Here is a 16905-nt window from a genome sequence, read left to right as displayed (position 1 = left end):
AACAGGAGTAAACAGGATCAAATAAAAACCCTTAAAGAAACGGGTGATAAATTTTTTTGTGGATAAGTGAAAAATCATCATTTAAACCACGTAGCTTGTCTAAGCAATTTATTCCTTAGTAACGGTTCTTTTGAGGAGTAGATTAAAGACTAAATCCTCGGCTAGGTGAATGAGTTTTATTAACCTGATGTTTGTACGACTCTAAACCGCCCTGTAGGGCTTTGTGTTGGCTTTCAGACAGCTCTTTGCCATATTGCTCAGTAAACGTCTCTAAAGTGGCTTTAAGCGCCTCTGAGTAGGTTTTACGCTGGGTTGGTGGTAAAGAGTTAACATCACGCAACGCAAGTTTGAATTGCTGACAGGTTTTATCCAAGGTATCTGCTAAATATTCTTTGGCAACGTCTCTTGCCTCAACTGAATGACTATCATTATTGATGTAATGGTTTAACCCTTCTATGTAGCTAGACGATGAGATGATGTCCCGAGTCATTCTGCCAACCTCTCCTGCGCTACCGCCTAGCTTGTCGATGATGCTGGTATTAAATGCCGCTCGTTTTTGATCGATATTGTCTCTGAAATCTGTAAAATGCTTGGTAAGCGCTAGATACTGCTCACGTTCAGCGTTAGGATCACGCAACAGCTTGATGATGGCTTTGTTGTTTTCAACCAGCGTGTAATCAAAACGTTTGGCCACTTGGCGTAAGTGCGCGGTAAATTCCACGGCTTTATCGTGGTCCTCAATACCATGGCGCTGTGCAAACTCGCTAAGTAGTGCCACTTGACGCTGATCAAATTTATCAGGGGCGTCAGCCGCGGTTTCTCCTTGCGCCCAGTTGATGGCCATCGCCTCACGATGACGTTGTATCAAGCGCATCGCTAGGTGCAGCTTCATACGTTCAGCATACTCAAAGATTCTCTCATCTTCAAAACGGTTTGCTCGAGTGTCTCGATCAATGCGTCCTTCTTGTCGATCAAGTCGAGCAGCTCTTGCTCGTCGTGCGTCGTCATCGAAGGGACTAGGGGCTGGTCTTGCACTTCGCTCAGTTGCTTTGTTAATTTCAATATTTGACTTTCCGATAGCTTCAGTGATTCCCTCAATTGCTTGTTTTGTGTCGTCAATTCGTTGTGTGAGCTTATTGTTTTCTTGTTTTGTGTCATTAATTCTTTGTTTTGTGTCATCACATCGCTTTGGTAGGTCTTCGCACTGTTTAGCTGCCCAAGCAATGCCTGATTTTGCCTCTTCAACGCATCGTTTTGTGTCGTCAACTCGAATTGCCGTTCTATGAGATTGTTTTGTGCAGTATGTAATGTAGTATTCTGAGCTTCCAGAGAGGTGTTTTGCAAAGTCAGCTCGTTGTTTTGTGCCTCCAATGCTGCCAGGTAGTCTTGCATTTTTCTCAGTTGCCCAAGCAAGTCCTTTTCTAAGTGCGCTAATTCGTCGCTCATTGTCTGCCTCCTGTTTGATATGGTTGTCAGCCACCAAGTTATTACGTGCTTTGATGGCGCGGTTGGTATTACCTTTTTCGGTCGTGATGCCTCGGCGCTCCATTGCTGTCGCCTCTACCCCCATTTTAATGGTGGGCTGCTGATCAAGCCCCTGATCCTTGTAACTGCGCGCATCCATCAGCGGTAGATGATATTCGGCCAATACCTTATTGGCGGTATCTACCCACATCTCACGAATACGCTTAATCTCCTGCATCGATGACGGCAGATCATGCGCCTTACGTTTTTTATTGGACCACTCAAACGGGGTCTTAAGCTTTGGATCAAATGCCAAGGTTTTATTTGGTCCAATGGTAGGCGCTCGAGTAGTGACTAAAATATGCGCGTGAAAATTACGGGGATCAGGGTTTTCCTCATCCTCACGCAAATACTTCGAGCTTGGCGGTACATTGGGATCAAAAGGCAACTTCATCACCGGACGATGGATACACACATCCGCAATCACATCCATATCGTCACAAAGCTTTTGGGCAAAGTTGATAGCCAGTGAATGGCGCTCTTCCTCAGACAATTCATGAGGCAAATTAATCAGCCACTCACGAGCCACCCGACTGTCCGAACGTGTCTCTGCCGCTTCGGCAGTATTCCAAAGCGTCTCCCGATCCACACTCACACCCAGCGCCTTTAATGAAAATGGTAAAACGATATCGCTGCTCATCACCCCAGACTTTTTACTATAGTCATGGGTCTTGCCATATTTGGCATCATCAAGCACATCGCCAGCACGATAGGCGGCACACGCCACAGCCGACTGTCCTGCTTTTCGAGAAATCGCCTTTGTTGCAATGTGTACCATTGTCATAAAGAGTCACCTGCTATTTTTGCTTTTTGCACACCACCGCTTTTTGTGGTGTGCGGGGTTTGGGGTTTCCCCAACGAAGAAGGATTCAAAATTAAGAATAGTAACGAAGTGGATAGATTAAATTTTGAGTCGTTACTTCGCCCTTAGTCAGGGAGACGCCACTATTAAATAATAAACTAAGCTATCTAAGGTTTCGGATGTGGTTGTGTTAAAGCTTACCACAAGTGATTGAATGATAGTGGGGTGCTTGCTATGCTGAGTGAAATTTAATCGATAAGGATAACTCTGATGTCAGTATCTAATAATAAAGCGCCTGTGTCTATTTTTGATAATCAAGATTCTAATGAGTTAAAAGAGCGTCAACGGTTGGAAGAGTTAAAACGCCAAGCTAAGGTTCAGCAAGTAAAGTTAGAGAAACGCCTGAACAAGCAGAAGATTTTAATGGGTGCGTTTTTAGGTCAGGTGTTGGCAACTGATGGTGAGAGTGAGCAGATGATTCGAGAGTACTTTGCGATTCATTTTCCAGATTTTTTAACGAGAAAATCGGATAAAGAATTGTTTAAAAGTATGATTGAAAGTTTGGGTGGCGATATGGGCTTGGGTGAGGAAGAGGGTCCATTTGTAGCCAACGCAAAAGAAAATAATCAAGAGGATTTTGATCAAAATACAGGTTTTGAAAGCAATCAACCTAGCAGTAGTCACCAAACGCAATCTGACTCTATGGCTAATTATGGGGAACAGGATTCGCTGCTAGATGATAATAGTTATGCTACTGGTGTAAATAATCCAGATTTGCGTGGGCAATAGGTAATGATGTTAAAAGTGCTGTTAAAGGAATCATCTAGCAAACAAGAAAGACCATAAACACTGGACGTACAGCCTACAGTTTGGTTCTAGTATAGGAAACTAAAAAAACCTAGGGGAGTTTCCTAAAAACTGTGTAACTGCTTATAATCCATTAACAGGAGAATAAGCAATGACTAAACAAAACGACATTAAAAAACTGGCCCAGCAGATGGCTGGTAGCATGAAAAGCTGAGAGCATCCTACATTTTGTGTAATTATTGATGAAAGCCACATAGCTGTTACACAGAATATAGGATGCTCTCCATTATTAAGCTTATATACCTATAGAATAGATAGTTCTAGCCAATATGGAGGTGTTTTTCCTTTAGAAGCTTGAGAACGTGGCTGAAGAATACGCAATTCATATTTACCTGAATATGGAAGCTTGTAATAACCTTGGTTATCTAGTTCAGAGGAATATTCTCCTACATTGACAGAATCTGATAGATTCTTATTAAATAAATAAGAATCTACATTCCCTCCCGTTGTTTTAACAGAAAGCTTTTGGTTCTTTTTGGCATAAAATGTATAGGAATCGTACTTACTACCCTTTAATTTCCCATAATAGTTAGCTGAACTAGCGCCTTTTTTAAATTGAACATCAACAGTTTTAGCCACTGCATCTGAAGATGCGGCCATTACTGTAGGACTTACCATTAGAACAGGAAGCGCAATTAGAATAGCAGCCGTTAAGTTTTTCATATTTTAAACACTCAAACAGTAAAAAAACGATTTTATCTTACTCCACACTGTCAACCTTTATAGATATGTTATATTAGTATTACTAATATAGAGAGTACGTTGGTAAGTTACTGAATAAGGCCACCTGTAACGACCCTAACTTCTAGTCCTACCGTAAACCTACCTATGGTAGTAAAAACCTGAATTTCATCACGTAAACAAAGAGAACACTGCTAAATAGTGGTGTTCTCTTATTATATTTAAAGGAAAAATTATGCGTTCTTTGCTTCTAACGACAATGTGCTTAACGGGCAGCTTAGCTCTAGTGGCTTGTAATAACCATCGTGCCGACACCACGGATCTGAGTAAGCAGCCTACAATAGAAGTGCCGGTAGCGTCAGCGGCATTTACTGCTTTTGGAAACACCGCTAAAGAAAAAATTTGGCGAATAGTGATTGAAGGAAATGAGCTAAGTATAGAGGCGAATTTCTTAAAGCCAACGACAGCAACAGTTATCGTGGAGGGTTCTGGTTCTGTCAATACTGAAGGTGTCGAATACGCGAGTACTATCAATGGACAGCCTATTGTTGTGAATATAAAAAATAACCTTTGTATCGATGACAATGGCTATCAAAATGAACTTACTGCAATATTAACTTACGCAGGCGAAGTATATCAGGGTTGTGCCGTTGCCGGTGCAATAGAAATTGCGCCCACATAGAAGATAAGCCTAACCTATGAATAAACCATTGAAAAAATTTAGCCTAGTATTCTTACCATCATTTTTGTGGGTCGTATTAACTGGGCTAGGATTTGGCTCTCAAAGTCTATCTAATTTGATTGAAATTATAGGAATTTTTATAGTATCCGTGCTGTGTTTATTTATCCCAGAACGATTTATAAAATATCAACACCTTCTTCTAATACTCTTAATAATCACTGCCTTAGTGCGTTTTTTAACCCCATATATACCGGAATAATATTAAACCAGTTGGCTATCTGAACCGCCCCGACTATATCGGAGAGCGTTTTATTTGAGTCAGGCAACTTTGCCTGACTCATTAAGACGATCATAATATTGCTTTTCAAACTCAAAAGGTGATACATAACCAATCGTACTATGCATTATCACATGAATTACCCGCGTTCCAACAAAGGTAATAACGCCAGAATCAGCCATCTGATCAGTATAACGAATAGATAAATACTGAACGCCTCTATCACTACGATGAATAACGTCTTTTGGGTTGTTTCTGTCTGCAATGGCTTGATTTAACGCTGCCATCACCATATCGATGTTCATACGATTAGACACCTTCCAGCCAACAATACTACGGACAAACACATCTATAATAAACGCAGTATAGTCAAAGTTTCTTGCTATATATTTTGATGAGTTGAACCTAAAATATATGCTTTGATATTGACATAATCAATTAGACAGTGCGGTTGATTTTGAGCTTAACTTGTGACTTTTTCAAGAGGTATAGTCTTTAATTCTATTTTTTTGCATTCAAAAACTATTTCTGTATCACCTAATAAAAATAGTGAATGTATGATATTACTATCAGGCGTTACGTCTACTTCATGTACCATTATGGTGATTGGTAATATACAACAATTGATATTAACATTCACAATACCGGAATAGATGATTTCTATTAAATCTTTGCCTTGTCTTTGCTCGATCTTCAACGAAATCCTATCATTTTCTAAATCATAATAAATCGTCTGGATTATGCCTTTATTAAGCGTCTTCTCTCTATTATCTATTCCGTTTAAATCACTTGATAAAATCGGGCTTAACTCATCCCTATGTTTAAGTATCTTAGGAACTACTTCATGATAGTAGTACGTAAAATCCCAAGTATGCTCTCCATAAGAATTTACAAAGTGTTTGATGTATTTCATTATAACTATCCTTACATCTGACCCTACCGTTAATCTAGTAGGAAGTAACTTGAAAAATTTTCATCATATAGTTCGATGCCTGTATAGCGCACCGATCAGGATTTAAACCACTTTCGAGGAAAATAAAGACCATGCAATTACTGAAAAATATAGTTACTAATGGGCTTATGGTTCTAGGTTTATCGTTCGGGCTGATGGTTTCAAGTACAGCAATGGAGCATGTAAAGCCTACAGCACAAAAAATATCAAAAGCAGAGGCAGAGAAAGTTGAGGCAACTAAATACCTAGCTGAACAAGGGGTAGCTAAATGGCAATATGTACTTTCAGTTAGATATAGACTTGGCTCGGGCGTTCCTAAAGATCGTGAAAAGCATCTTTACTGGTTAAATAAAGCCATTGATCAGGATTATATATTTGCTCAACTTGAAATGGGACAAATTTATGAAGCTGGTGATTTTGTTCGACAAAACAAATCTACGGCAAAAGAATGGTATGGGAAAGCTTGCGATGGCGGTTATGTATATGGCTGTCAATCATATAGGCGGTTGAATGAGCAGGGTTACTGATTTAACAGAATAAAAACCGATTGTTGGTATTGTTGTTGGTATTGAGCAGATTATAAAAACTACAAGTCATAAGCAGTAAGGGTTACGACCGCCAGTTTGGTTCCTTGTGTAGGAGTCATACTCAATATTCAGTCACCATACTAAAAAAACCTAGCAGCAACCATCGCAGACAAAACGAAAATTAAACCGCAGACACCAAGTGACCTAAAGATAAAACGCTTATTACTCAATGCTAATCCCCTTTTATCTTTGTGGTTATTCAATCAATATACACTAAGTGTTGTGTAGTGCCAAAAAAAATCGAATTACTCACTGCAAGTACAGAACAGCTAAAACCATCTGACAGCCTATCATTGACCTATAATCTATTGTAAGTATGCCTATGACAAACCAATTTCACTGGTTCGGTTCCCTAGTGAGGACTTAAATTTTCAGTTGTAGCTCATCTTTTTTTAGCCTCGCTATCAAGCCCCTTACTTTATATATAGAGATTGGTGGCTTTTATTTTATGCAGGATTAACGAGAGCAATCGACGATAGGGCTCATTACTGTAATCATCGAGATTATAATCAAAGACTCGCTGATCAAGATCGTCATAACTTTTAATTTTTTGATCTATATTTATTTACTAGTATAATTTGTCAACTTTTGCTATTTTGGCTGTCCAAGCAATTTACCATATTAAATACAGAAGAACTATCGAATCTCGATAACTTAAAGATATTCTTATGTTCGTAAAAATATAAAAACAGAGGACTGTTGAAGTCAAATAATAATATGTTATTTAAAAGCTAAAAAGACTTTGGCATAACTTCAGGTTTAGTGATTCCAGCTTAATAAAATAATTGGCTGGTACACTTATCAACAAGGATTGTTATAATGTATACCTTTTTGGCTTTAGCGCCTATTCTCGTCGTTTTCTTGTTACTTGTAGTCCTGCGGCTACCGGCAAAAATATCTATGAGCGCAGCTTATCTTGCAACGGCATTGCTAGCTTTTTTCGTTTGGCATGCTAGTGGCGCTCAAGTCGCTGCTGCCACTGTTAACGGTATTATTGTAGCGCTCACGATTTTATTCATCGTATTTGCGGCTATCTTGTTACTCAATACCTTAAAAGAAAGTGGTGCCATCATCGCCATTCGTAAAGGTTTTATGGATATCTCGCCTGACAGACGCGTTCAAGCAATCATTGTGGCGTGGTTATTCTGCTCATTGGTGGAGGGCTCATCAGGATTTGGTACGCCATCTGCTATCGGTACTCCACTATTATTGGCGCTAGGTTTCCCAGCAATGGCTTCTGTTATGGTCATGTTGATTATCCAGTCTACGCCGGTGTCATTTGGTGCCGTTGGCACACCGATATTACTTGGCGTTTGGTCTGGTATCAGTGATAAACAAGATCTAGCTCAGTCTATTGCGCCGACCTCTGCTGAAAATTATCTCTTACAAATTACCGCTAATATCGGGCTGTTACATGCATTAGTAGGCTTTTTAATTCCGCTAATTTTAAGTGCATTTTTGACGCGATTTTTTGGCGAAAAACGCTCTTTTATCGAAGGGCTCAAAGTGTGGCCTTTTGCACTCTTTGCCGGTCTCAGCTTTACCATTCCCTACTTTTTGGTGGCTAAATACCTAGGTCCTGAGTTTCCATCATTAGTAGGCGGTTTTATCGGTTTACTGATTGTACTTCCTGCGGCAAAGCGCGGATTTTTAATGCCGAAAGATATCTTCGATTTTGCACCCCGAGACGACTGGGACAAAGATTGGCTAGGTACTTTGGACGAAGAACAATATGATGATTCAATAGCACCAAAGTTTACTTTAATAAGGGCATTTTCTCCTTATATTATTGTTATTGGGCTATTAATTGTATCTCGGGTTGTGACACCGCTGAAAAACTTTTTGGTAGGGGACTTCACAACGATTAACCTTGCCAATCTTTTTGGTACGACTATTTCTAGTAAAATACAACTCGCTTATTCTCCGGGTACTATTTTAATTATTACTTCATTACTGTGTATATTGCTGTTTAAAATGAACAGACAAGCGGTAAAACGTAGTTGGATTAATTCAGCAAAAACTATGATTGCGGCAGCGCCAGCTTTATTGTTTTCGGTGCCGATGGTACAAGTATTTATTAATTCAGGTTCAGCCGCCGATGTCGCCACTTCGCTACCAGCCATGCCGATATTATTGGCTGAAAGTGCGGCTGGGGCGTTTCAAAATGCATGGCCGCTAGTCTCGCCATGGATTGGCGCAATGGGTGCGTTCATTGCAGGTTCCAATACCATCAGTAATATGATGTTTTCTTATTTTCAGTGGTCAACTGCCAGCCAAATTGGCCTTGATAGCAGCCATGCTGCACAAGTAGTAGCACTTCAAGCAGTGGGCGGTGCAGCGGGTAATATGATTTCAGTACATAACGTGGTTGCCGCGTGTGCAGTGGTCGGGTTAATAGATAAAGAAGGCTACGTCATTCGAAAAACCTTGCTCGCCATGATTTACTACGTCATTCAAGCTGGATTGATTGGTATGGGTATCATTTTTGGTGATTTTTGGTGGTGGATTTTGGCTATCATTTGGCCAGTAGTATTTTTTGTACTAATGTCGCTGACCAGTAGAAAAAAGGCAATTAATTAATATTTAATAGCTACACTAAAAAATCCTATGAACTCATCATTCTGACGCCATTGTATTATCTATATTAGATTCAGAATGGTTAGTTACAGTGACTACATTACAATTACTAAATAGTTATCAAGGAAAACCCCGTGAAAGATTTAAGCAAAATTACAAATATTGAAGACTTGCGCCAAGTCGCTGAACGTAAAGTACCCCGTATGTTTTATGATTATGTCGACTCCGGTTCATGGACTGAGACCACCTATCATAATAATGAGACTGACTTTGACCGTATAAAGCTGCGCCAGCGTGTGATGATCAATATGGAAGGACGATCGCTTGCTACTGAAATGCTGGGGATGCCTGTCAATATGCCCGTAGCGATCGCGCCAACAGGCTTCACGGGTATGATGTGGGCAGATGGTGAGATTCATGCGGCGCGCGCGGCTGAGAAATTTGGTGTACCGTTTTCGCTATCGACTATGAGTATTTGTTCTATTGAAGATGTGGCGACGCATACTAGTGCACCGTTTTGGTTTCAGCTGTATATGATGCGCGATCAGGAATTTATAGCCAACCTAATTCGCCGTGCCAAAGAAGCCAATTGTTCAGCGCTTATCTTGACCGCCGATTTACAAGTATTAGGGCAACGTCATAAAGACATTAAAAATGGTCTTTCTGCACCCCCTAAACCAACGCTTGCCAATATTTTAAACTTAATGACCAAACCGCAATGGTGCATGAATATGCTGGGTACTAAACGGCGTACTTTTGGTAATATTGTCGGTCATGCTAAAAATGTCGAAGACATCTCTTCTTTATCAGCGTGGACGGCAGAGCAATTTGATCCTGCACTTAGCTGGGATGATGTCGCGCGCATCAAAGATATGTGGGGCGGTAAGCTCATTATAAAAGGCATTATGGAGCCTGAAGATGCGATCATGGCCGCACGTAGTGGGGCTGATGCACTGGTGGTTTCGAATCATGGTGGGCGTCAATTAGATGGTGCACCATCTTCTATTGCTGCGCTAAGTGATATTATACAAGCGGTTCATGCTGAGAATAGTGATATCGAAGTATGGTTAGACAGCGGTATCCGCTCTGGTCAAGATGTCTTAAAAGCAATCTCATTGGGTGCCAAAGGCACACTTATTGGCCGCGCGTTTCTTTACGGACTTGGTGCTTATGGCGAAGATGGTGTACGTCGTGCGCTTGAGATCATTTATAAAGAATGTGATATCAGCATGGCATTCTGTGGTCATACTAATATTCAGGAAGTAACAGATGATATTCTGGTAAATGGTACTTATGAGCAACTCAAATCTGCTCTGCCTTATATAGCACCTATGCGCTGGTGACTCTCGAATCATTGTTCTCATAAGAAATGTTATGAGAAATGACTTTGGATAGAAGAAATCAGTTTTCACTGGTTCTATTAAGGTATACCCCAAGGGAACCAGCTATCTCACCCTCTAAACCTATTAACAGACCACTTAAAATAGACCGCTATAATGGAACCACTTAAAAGATCCTAATAGCCATGGGGGTTTTCTCGATGCAAAACATTAAGAAGCAGACCGCAATATCGAGCCTAGACTTTAATAATCTACGCAAACTCATGGATGCCTTAATTAATCTAAAAAAAATTGATGATCTAGATTCTCTTGATACAGATTACAGTTTTGAATGGCAAGAAGATGCCAATGAGATGATTGATGGCATCAATAAGTACGTAGAGCAAACATTAGCTAGCCTAGAGGCAGAGAGCTACCAAAATGCTCATAATCATCTCAAACTCTCATATCTTGAGCAGCTAGGTTAATCGAGCTAATTAAATCGTTGTAATTTACTTATCTAGAACCGCCCTTTAACCATTATGTATCTGATAGCATCATATCTATAATGAAGGCAAGTAAATAGTTAAATACCTCAGCTATCATCCCTGCTTTAATACTCGATAAACGGTAGCCACCCCAACACCAACGGCCTTAGCGATCTCTTCTTTTGTCATGTTGTTTTTACTAGCCAATTCTTTAATACGATTGTGTTTCGTCGTATTAGGCTTCTTACCAGTAGGTTTATAGCCACTGTTAGCCAATCCCTGCTTGATGCGCTCTCTACGCTTGTCGTTATCAAGCTTTGCCATCGTTGCCAACAAATCGATCAGCATATGGTTAATCACTGTTAGGATATCACCTGTCATACCTTTACTTACCGTATGCGTGGTTGGTAGATCCGCCACCACCAATCGTAAGCCCTTATCTTTGATACGCTGCTTTAGAATTGCAAAATCATCTTGAGATAGCCTGCTTAATCTATCCACGCTTTCAACCAGCAGAATATCGCCTTGCTCAGCGTCCTTTAGCAGTTTGGCTAATACCGGTCGATCGAGCTTCGTACCACTGAAATGCTCAATGTATTCAGCATAGATATCATCATAGCTTTGGCTAAAGCTAATCAAGTCAGACAATGCTCTCTTAGCGTCTTGATCCTTAGTGCTGGCTCTCACATAAATACGAACCGTCATAACGCCATCTCTATTACTTAGACTTAATAATGAATGTTCATTGATAATAGTAGGATATTACTATCATTTAATAGCAGAGACCAGTCTAATGATAGATAGGTTATCGTTTAGAGGTTTTATTTTTTAAGTATAGTGCAATGGGAAGATAGAACTAAGACAATTAAAGAGCTGATTAAAGAACTCCAAAGTTTTGAGGATCAAAACTTGATTGTTATGATAACTAATGATGAAGGTGAAACATTTAACTCGGTAACGTTGGTTAGCAAAGGGTTTGTAGCTAATAAAGATGATCCTGATAAATATGAGAAAGTTTATTGTGCTTTACACTTCTAAGCTTTAAGACCATCTAAGACAGTTAGTTGGTTTTTTAATCCCTAAACCCATGAAAATCGGTTGGGGGGGGGTGATTTTTTTGTCGTGTGCAGAGAAAAACAAGTTAAAGATTTTTTTACTAGCTGCTTTAACGATAATCATTATTTAAGATAATCTCGTTAAAGCAGCTATGACTTAACTCTTAAATGTTAAAAGTTAAGGGTAAATTTGAAAAATCAAGGAGTTAAAATGACTTTACGACATTCTTCTTCACGCTTTTCGAAAATTTCATAACCTTTAGCAGCGTCAGACAAATTCATACGGTGAGTAATAATAGCTTCAGGTGATAAATCACCATTTTCAATATACTCTAATAATTGTGGTAAATACTTGTGTACATGGGTTTGGCCCATTTTGAAAGTAAGCCCTTTATCAAAAGCGTCACCAAATAAGAAACCATGAATGGGTCCTGCATACACACCCGGAACACTAACGACCCCGCCACGACGCACAGCTGCAATACATTGACGTAAAGCTGCACCACTTGACCCTTCAATTTTCAAATTGGTCATTATTGTTTCTAGCATACTGCCTTTGGCTTCAAAGCCAATCGCATCAATAACGCCGTCAACGCCGCGATGTCCTTTGGTCTGTTCAATGATGAATTCAGCAGCATCTACCTTATCGAAATTAACCGGAATAGCCCCGTACGTATCTTTGGCATACTGCAAACGGTAGTCATTATGATCTACCACGAAGATCTGCTCAGCGCCTAACATTTTGGCACAAGCTGCTGATAACAACCCCACAGGACCCGCACCATAAATAGCTACGGTTGAACCTTTAGTAATATTGGCATTAGTCACGGCCTGCCAAGCAGTTGGTAAAATATCTGATAAAAATAAAACCTTCTCATCTGACAGTGAGCCATTTACTTTGAACGGATTAAAATTACCTTTAGGAACCCGTACAAATTCTGCTTGTCCACCAGGAATCCCACCATATAAATGGCTAAAACCAAATAAAGCAGCCGGTGGCGGAATTATTTTTTTATTAATAGCAGCGCCTGGGCCTGTATTTGTAGTCTCACAAGCGGACATTAGGTCATGCTGACAGAAAAAGCAGTTACCACATGCAATAACAAAAGGAATAACAACTCTATCGCCTTTTTTAACCGCAGTGACTTCAGAGCCTACTTCTTCAACCACACCCATAAACTCATGACCGAAGATATCGCCTTCCTCGGTTGCAGGCATTTTGCCACGATACAGGTGTAAATCTGAGCCACAAATTGCAGTCGCAGTCACACGTAAAATAACATCATCTTTTTCTTGCAGTTTAGGCTCTGGGACATTGTCCACTCGCACATCTTTAGCACCGTGGTAGGTTAAAGCACGCATAATTTCTCCAATTAAGTAAAGATTGCAAAATCTCGATAAACAATAATCTGTGATAATACAAGATGAAAGTTATTAGAATCAGTGGTTTATGATATCTAAGTTAAGTATTACTCAATTATATTAGCACCTCGAAAAACAAGATTTATAATCAACGTGTGTTAAAAAGGTTGCGTGTTGTAAGTAAAAAATTGTAGTGGTCAACTAATTTAGGACACTAATAAAATTCAAACCTACATCGCCATCCCTTATAAACCTGAGTCGAGAACGGATAATAATTATAAGCGTTGGGACAACTTTTATGACCGCCAAGATCTGTTAGTAGGTGACGAATTATGGCAGCTTGTGTCAGGTGGTCAGTTTTCACTCAATGATATGGTTGATATTTTTAGAGAGGTCGGTGCTGAGTCTAAAGAAGATATCGAGAAGGCTTTAAATACAGATCATTTTTGAATCAACAGCTTAGTTATATTAAATCAGTAAATGAATCCGTCACTCTGCTCGTCTACAATGAAAGCTTCATAATCTCATTAAAAAACTATTGTTTCTCTAGGGAATTTAGAACATATAAAAAATGCCCCCCTACTACTTGACGTAATAAGGGGGGGGTATCTAGCCTTTCCTAAAAAGTGTGTAACTATCATTTAGATTGTAGAAGTACTTACACGAAATTTAGGAAAGGCTCTATGATTCCTATACATTTTACTCTAAAAAAAATCAAAGGCTTTATGTCAAAATAGCGGGAGGGAATGTAGATTCTTATTTATTCCATAAGAATCTAGCAGACTCTGTTAACGCAGGAGAGTATGCACCTGAAGTGGACGATCAAGGTTATTACACGCTCCCATATTCAGGTAAATATGAATTGCGTATTCTTCAGCCACGTTCTCAAGCTTCTAGAGGGAAAACACCTGTGTATTGGCTAGAAGTATCTATTTTATAGTTATATAAGCTTAATATTATAATGCTGACCTACGCTATCACATATACAGACAGCAATACTCATGCTGAGTATTGCTGTCTGTATAGCGCACCGATCACAAATAAAATTTGTATGGTAAGTACACTGGGACTATTTTAGCGATTTGAAATATTGATACTATTAACCTCTAACCAAAGGTTCAAGTCCTCACTAGGGTACCGAACTTAATAATTCGCAAGCTCATTCTCTTGCTCATCACACACTCTCAACCCAATTTGTACGGCCTCATTAAGATCAGCACCTTCCTTGACACTATAAGGCACATTTGGCGTTAAACGACTTAGCTTTAAGCCATCTACCGCTGCTTTATTGAGCGGTATACCAACGTAAGATTCATCGGTGTAACCCTTAGGATGAAAAAACACCTCACGACCAAAGGAAGGATTTGAGGCACACGCAATCTCACCCTCAGCCACCGTAAACGGATAAGGTGTTGTGTAATCTTTATTCCATGTCTGCTCATTCACTTCAATAAATCCTGAACCATACAGATCATCTTCTGTATTGCCTGAGCTGCACCCAATCATAACGATAGACGCTACTGCAATTAACCACCTGGACATATTGATTCGCATGGTACGCCGTCCTTATCACGATCTAGCTTGGTATTTCCACATTTGAGTGCTTGTTTGGCTTGTTCACAGCTAACCATCTGCCCACAAGTGCGCGGTAAGCCTTTGCATTGAGAGCCGCCAGCACCTTTAGCAAACAACGGATGCTCTACCTCAACATCACTATAAAATGGATTATCAGTGACTGTAACTGCTGCCTGAGAAGATAAAGCAAAGAGAGATAACGCCATACTTAGAATAACTTTTTTCATAGAACCTACTTTCTTTAATACCCAAAACACTGTTTTCAAGCATTAATAATACCCTATATTTGTTCAATAAAGTGAGTGCTATATAACTAATCGTCTGATTTACACAGCAGATTATTTATAATTTGCCTCATAGACGGGTTAGTGCCATAGTTGTTCACTGAACGTTCTGAACAGTTGTACTGTACAGACACTAAAAACGTACTTGAACACTAGGTGAACAATGAACATATCGGTGACAAAAGCGGCAAAAGAATGGGGGGTATCAAGAACCACGATCTATCAGAAGGTCAATGATGGTGAGCTTTCTAGAACAGCAGATAAGAAAATAGACGTTTCAGAAATGTTGCGCGTGTTTGGCGAGCCCATTTCTAAAAAACGTACTGAACGTTCAGTGAACACTGTCCAAAGTACACCTCTGAACAGTCAAAGTGTTCAGTACAATACGGACATTGAACACCTATTAGCGCTTGAAAAGCTCAAGAATGAACACCTCAGCCAACAGGTAAGCGATCAAAAAAAGTTAATTGAAAATTATCAGCAGCAGATAGGACAGTTAAACAAAACGCTGGATAAAGCCAACGCCAGTATCCAAGATTTCGCACAAGTAAGACTGCTAGAGTTTAAGCAAGCTGAAATGAGCGATGAGCCGCCACTTAAACCAGAGCAAGAGCAAGAGCAAGAAAAAAAAGACGATTCAATCGTCGCGACGGCTAAGAAGAAAAAACGGTGGTTCTTTTGACTTTAACGGATATTTGAAAAAACATTAGTGTTTAATCTTTGGTAAATAGCTCTCTAAACCTTTATTGGGCTTGTTAAAACTTTCAGGCTCTCGTTGTATGATATTAATCATTTCGCGCTTAAATGCGTCAGTCTGCATTTTGCCGTCATAACTTAGGCTTGGATGATCGTTATAGTCATTCATAAACTGCACGCTATCGACAATGGACTGGATGGCTGCTTGCGATAATGCACCGTCTGCACCCGTTAGCTTGTCTAATGTTTTTTTATGGAAACTCAGCTTTAAGCCTCTAAATCCCTTACCTCTCGATTTCTTCTGATACTCCACGCTAACACTATAGTTTGTATTCTCGTTAATGTCGTTAATAGCTGTTTCAATAACAAATTGTCGCAAATGACCGAACTGCTTGTATTTACCTTTGACATTCATTGCATGCTTAAACTCTTCAAGTGTAAAATCTTTGCTGTACTGAAACTGATTAACCCACATAACGACTAATTCATATAAACGTATTGAGTGGATACTTGATAACTCGCCGATTTCAAGCAACTTATACTTAGTAAAATTAGCTCTTAGCTGTGTCAAATAAGGCAAAATCTTTTCTGCAAAAGATAAAGAAACTTCTCCGTTATCCGGGTCATAGACAATACTACTGATAAGTCTTGTTTGAAGTATTTTGTTTTCGGGCAAGCTCATTACAATATCAACGTCATACAAACGCTTACTTGCGTTTTCCATATCACGATAGACGTTCTGCTCGTTTTTAGACTTCTTACCAAAGAACAGTGACTTTATATCATCTACAGACACTTTAAATTCAGTCTGTTTTGTTACTTCTGGTGCGTCAGGTCTGCTGTCTATCTGACTAATACACGCTAGCATTAGCTCTTTGTCTGTTTTTTGCATTGTGTATGTTGCTAAAATCAGCTCGTTTGATTGAACAACTAAATTATTTTCCATTTTTAATCCTGCTCATTTACTGTTTTTTTAAAAACATTCAAGCTATGGTAACATCAAAAACAGTTAAATAAACAGTATTTAATATATGACTGTTTTTTCTGCTCATTTACTGTTTTTTCTGCTCATTTACTGTTTTTTCTGCTCATTTACTGTTTTTTCTGCTCATTTACTGTTTTTTCTCTTTGTAAGCTATTGATTTAAAAGGTTAAAAAAGTCTCTTAAACAGGAGTA

The 16905-nt window shown here is 39.4% G+C and carries 16 protein-coding genes and 1 pseudogene; 8 read left to right on the top strand and 9 right to left on the bottom strand.

Annotated elements, in window-relative coordinates:
• Positions 1-142 precede the first annotated feature (142 nt).
• Positions 143-2308: a MobA/MobL family protein gene (locus A3K91_RS13885; RefSeq protein ID WP_062846053.1), complete on the bottom strand. Its 2166-nt coding sequence runs from the start codon at positions 2306-2308 to the stop codon at positions 143-145.
• A 288-nt stretch (positions 2309-2596) separates the two neighbouring features.
• Here A3K91_RS13885 and A3K91_RS13880 point away from each other — a divergent pair, with 288 nt between their 5' ends.
• A complete protein-coding gene (locus A3K91_RS13880) occupies positions 2597-3115 on the top strand; it encodes a hypothetical protein (RefSeq protein WP_062846052.1) in 519 nt (172 codons plus the stop codon).
• 321 nt (positions 3116-3436) lie between these two features.
• Here A3K91_RS13880 and A3K91_RS13875 read toward each other — a convergent pair whose 3' ends face one another.
• On the bottom strand, positions 3437-3856 hold the full coding sequence (locus A3K91_RS13875) for a PPC domain-containing protein (RefSeq protein ID WP_062846051.1): 420 nt from the start codon (positions 3854-3856) through the stop codon (positions 3437-3439).
• A gap of 253 nt (positions 3857-4109) precedes the next feature.
• Between A3K91_RS13875 and A3K91_RS13870 the strand changes: the two genes are divergently transcribed.
• Positions 4110-4556 carry a hypothetical protein gene (locus tag A3K91_RS13870; RefSeq protein ID WP_062846050.1) on the top strand — a complete coding sequence of 149 codons (447 nt, stop codon included), beginning with the start codon at positions 4110-4112 and terminating at the stop codon, positions 4554-4556.
• Between the two features lie 461 nt (positions 4557-5017).
• Here A3K91_RS13870 and A3K91_RS14380 read toward each other — a convergent pair.
• Both A3K91_RS14380 and A3K91_RS13860 read right to left on the bottom strand, forming a co-directional pair.
• Positions 5018-5201 (bottom strand): annotated as a pseudogene (locus A3K91_RS14380) (DDE-type integrase/transposase/recombinase); the annotation flags it as partial.
• A gap of 95 nt (positions 5202-5296) precedes the next feature.
• Positions 5297-5746 (bottom strand): hypothetical protein, encoded by a 450-nt coding sequence (locus A3K91_RS13860; protein WP_062846048.1) that lies wholly within the window; start codon positions 5744-5746, stop codon positions 5297-5299.
• Positions 5747-5877: 131 nt separating this feature from the next.
• Between A3K91_RS13860 and A3K91_RS13855 the strand changes: the two genes are divergently transcribed.
• From A3K91_RS13855 to A3K91_RS13840, 4 genes are all read left to right on the top strand, one after another.
• Entirely contained in the window at positions 5878-6312 is a 435-nt protein-coding gene (locus tag A3K91_RS13855) for a tetratricopeptide repeat protein (protein WP_062846047.1), read from the top strand.
• Positions 6313-7191: 879 nt separating this feature from the next.
• Entirely contained in the window at positions 7192-8952 is a 1761-nt protein-coding gene (locus A3K91_RS13850) for an L-lactate permease (protein WP_062846046.1), read from the top strand.
• Between the two features lie 131 nt (positions 8953-9083).
• Positions 9084-10292 carry an alpha-hydroxy acid oxidase gene (locus A3K91_RS13845; RefSeq protein ID WP_062846045.1) on the top strand — a complete coding sequence of 403 codons (1209 nt, stop codon included), beginning with the start codon at positions 9084-9086 and terminating at the stop codon, positions 10290-10292.
• A 197-nt stretch (positions 10293-10489) separates the two neighbouring features.
• A complete protein-coding gene (locus A3K91_RS13840; protein WP_157769657.1) occupies positions 10490-10756 on the top strand; it encodes a hypothetical protein in 267 nt (88 codons plus the stop codon).
• Between the two features lie 114 nt (positions 10757-10870).
• Here the strand turns inward: A3K91_RS13840 and A3K91_RS13835 are convergent, their stop codons facing one another.
• Positions 10871-11461 (bottom strand): recombinase family protein, encoded by a 591-nt coding sequence (locus A3K91_RS13835; protein WP_062846043.1) that lies wholly within the window; start codon positions 11459-11461, stop codon positions 10871-10873.
• A gap of 548 nt (positions 11462-12009) precedes the next feature.
• Positions 12010-13173 (bottom strand): zinc-dependent alcohol dehydrogenase, encoded by a 1164-nt coding sequence (locus tag A3K91_RS13825; RefSeq protein WP_025645663.1) that lies wholly within the window; start codon positions 13171-13173, stop codon positions 12010-12012.
• 222 nt (positions 13174-13395) lie between these two features.
• Between A3K91_RS13825 and A3K91_RS14375 the strand changes: the two genes are divergently transcribed.
• On the top strand, positions 13396-13623 hold the full coding sequence (locus tag A3K91_RS14375; RefSeq protein WP_084387402.1) for a TdeIII family type II restriction endonuclease: 228 nt from the start codon (positions 13396-13398) through the stop codon (positions 13621-13623).
• A 693-nt stretch (positions 13624-14316) separates the two neighbouring features.
• On the opposite strand, the gene A3K91_RS13820 is transcribed toward A3K91_RS14375, so the two are convergent.
• Both A3K91_RS13820 and A3K91_RS13815 read right to left on the bottom strand, forming a co-directional pair.
• The gene (locus tag A3K91_RS13820; protein WP_062846041.1) at positions 14317-14727 is read right to left on the bottom strand and encodes a hypothetical protein; all 411 of its coding nucleotides are present in this window, start codon (positions 14725-14727) and stop codon (positions 14317-14319) included.
• Positions 14700-14975 (bottom strand): excalibur calcium-binding domain-containing protein, encoded by a 276-nt coding sequence (locus A3K91_RS13815; RefSeq protein ID WP_062846040.1) that lies wholly within the window; start codon positions 14973-14975, stop codon positions 14700-14702. The genes A3K91_RS13820 and A3K91_RS13815 overlap by 28 nt, the downstream gene beginning before the upstream one ends.
• A gap of 220 nt (positions 14976-15195) precedes the next feature.
• Between A3K91_RS13815 and A3K91_RS13810 the strand changes: the two genes are divergently transcribed.
• Positions 15196-15714: a plasmid replication DNA-binding protein gene (locus A3K91_RS13810; protein ID WP_062846039.1), complete on the top strand. Its 519-nt coding sequence runs from the start codon at positions 15196-15198 to the stop codon at positions 15712-15714.
• A 24-nt stretch (positions 15715-15738) separates the two neighbouring features.
• Here the strand turns inward: A3K91_RS13810 and A3K91_RS13805 are convergent, their stop codons facing one another.
• The gene (locus A3K91_RS13805) at positions 15739-16674 is read right to left on the bottom strand and encodes a replication initiation protein (protein WP_062846038.1); all 936 of its coding nucleotides are present in this window, start codon (positions 16672-16674) and stop codon (positions 15739-15741) included.
• Positions 16675-16905: the final 231 nt, after the last annotated feature.

This window comes from Psychrobacter alimentarius, assembly GCF_001606025.1.
Lineage (GTDB): Bacteria > Pseudomonadota > Gammaproteobacteria > Pseudomonadales > Moraxellaceae > Psychrobacter > Psychrobacter alimentarius.
Note: the sequence above shows the minus strand (reverse complement) of the source record. Positions and strands in the feature narration are given on the sequence as shown.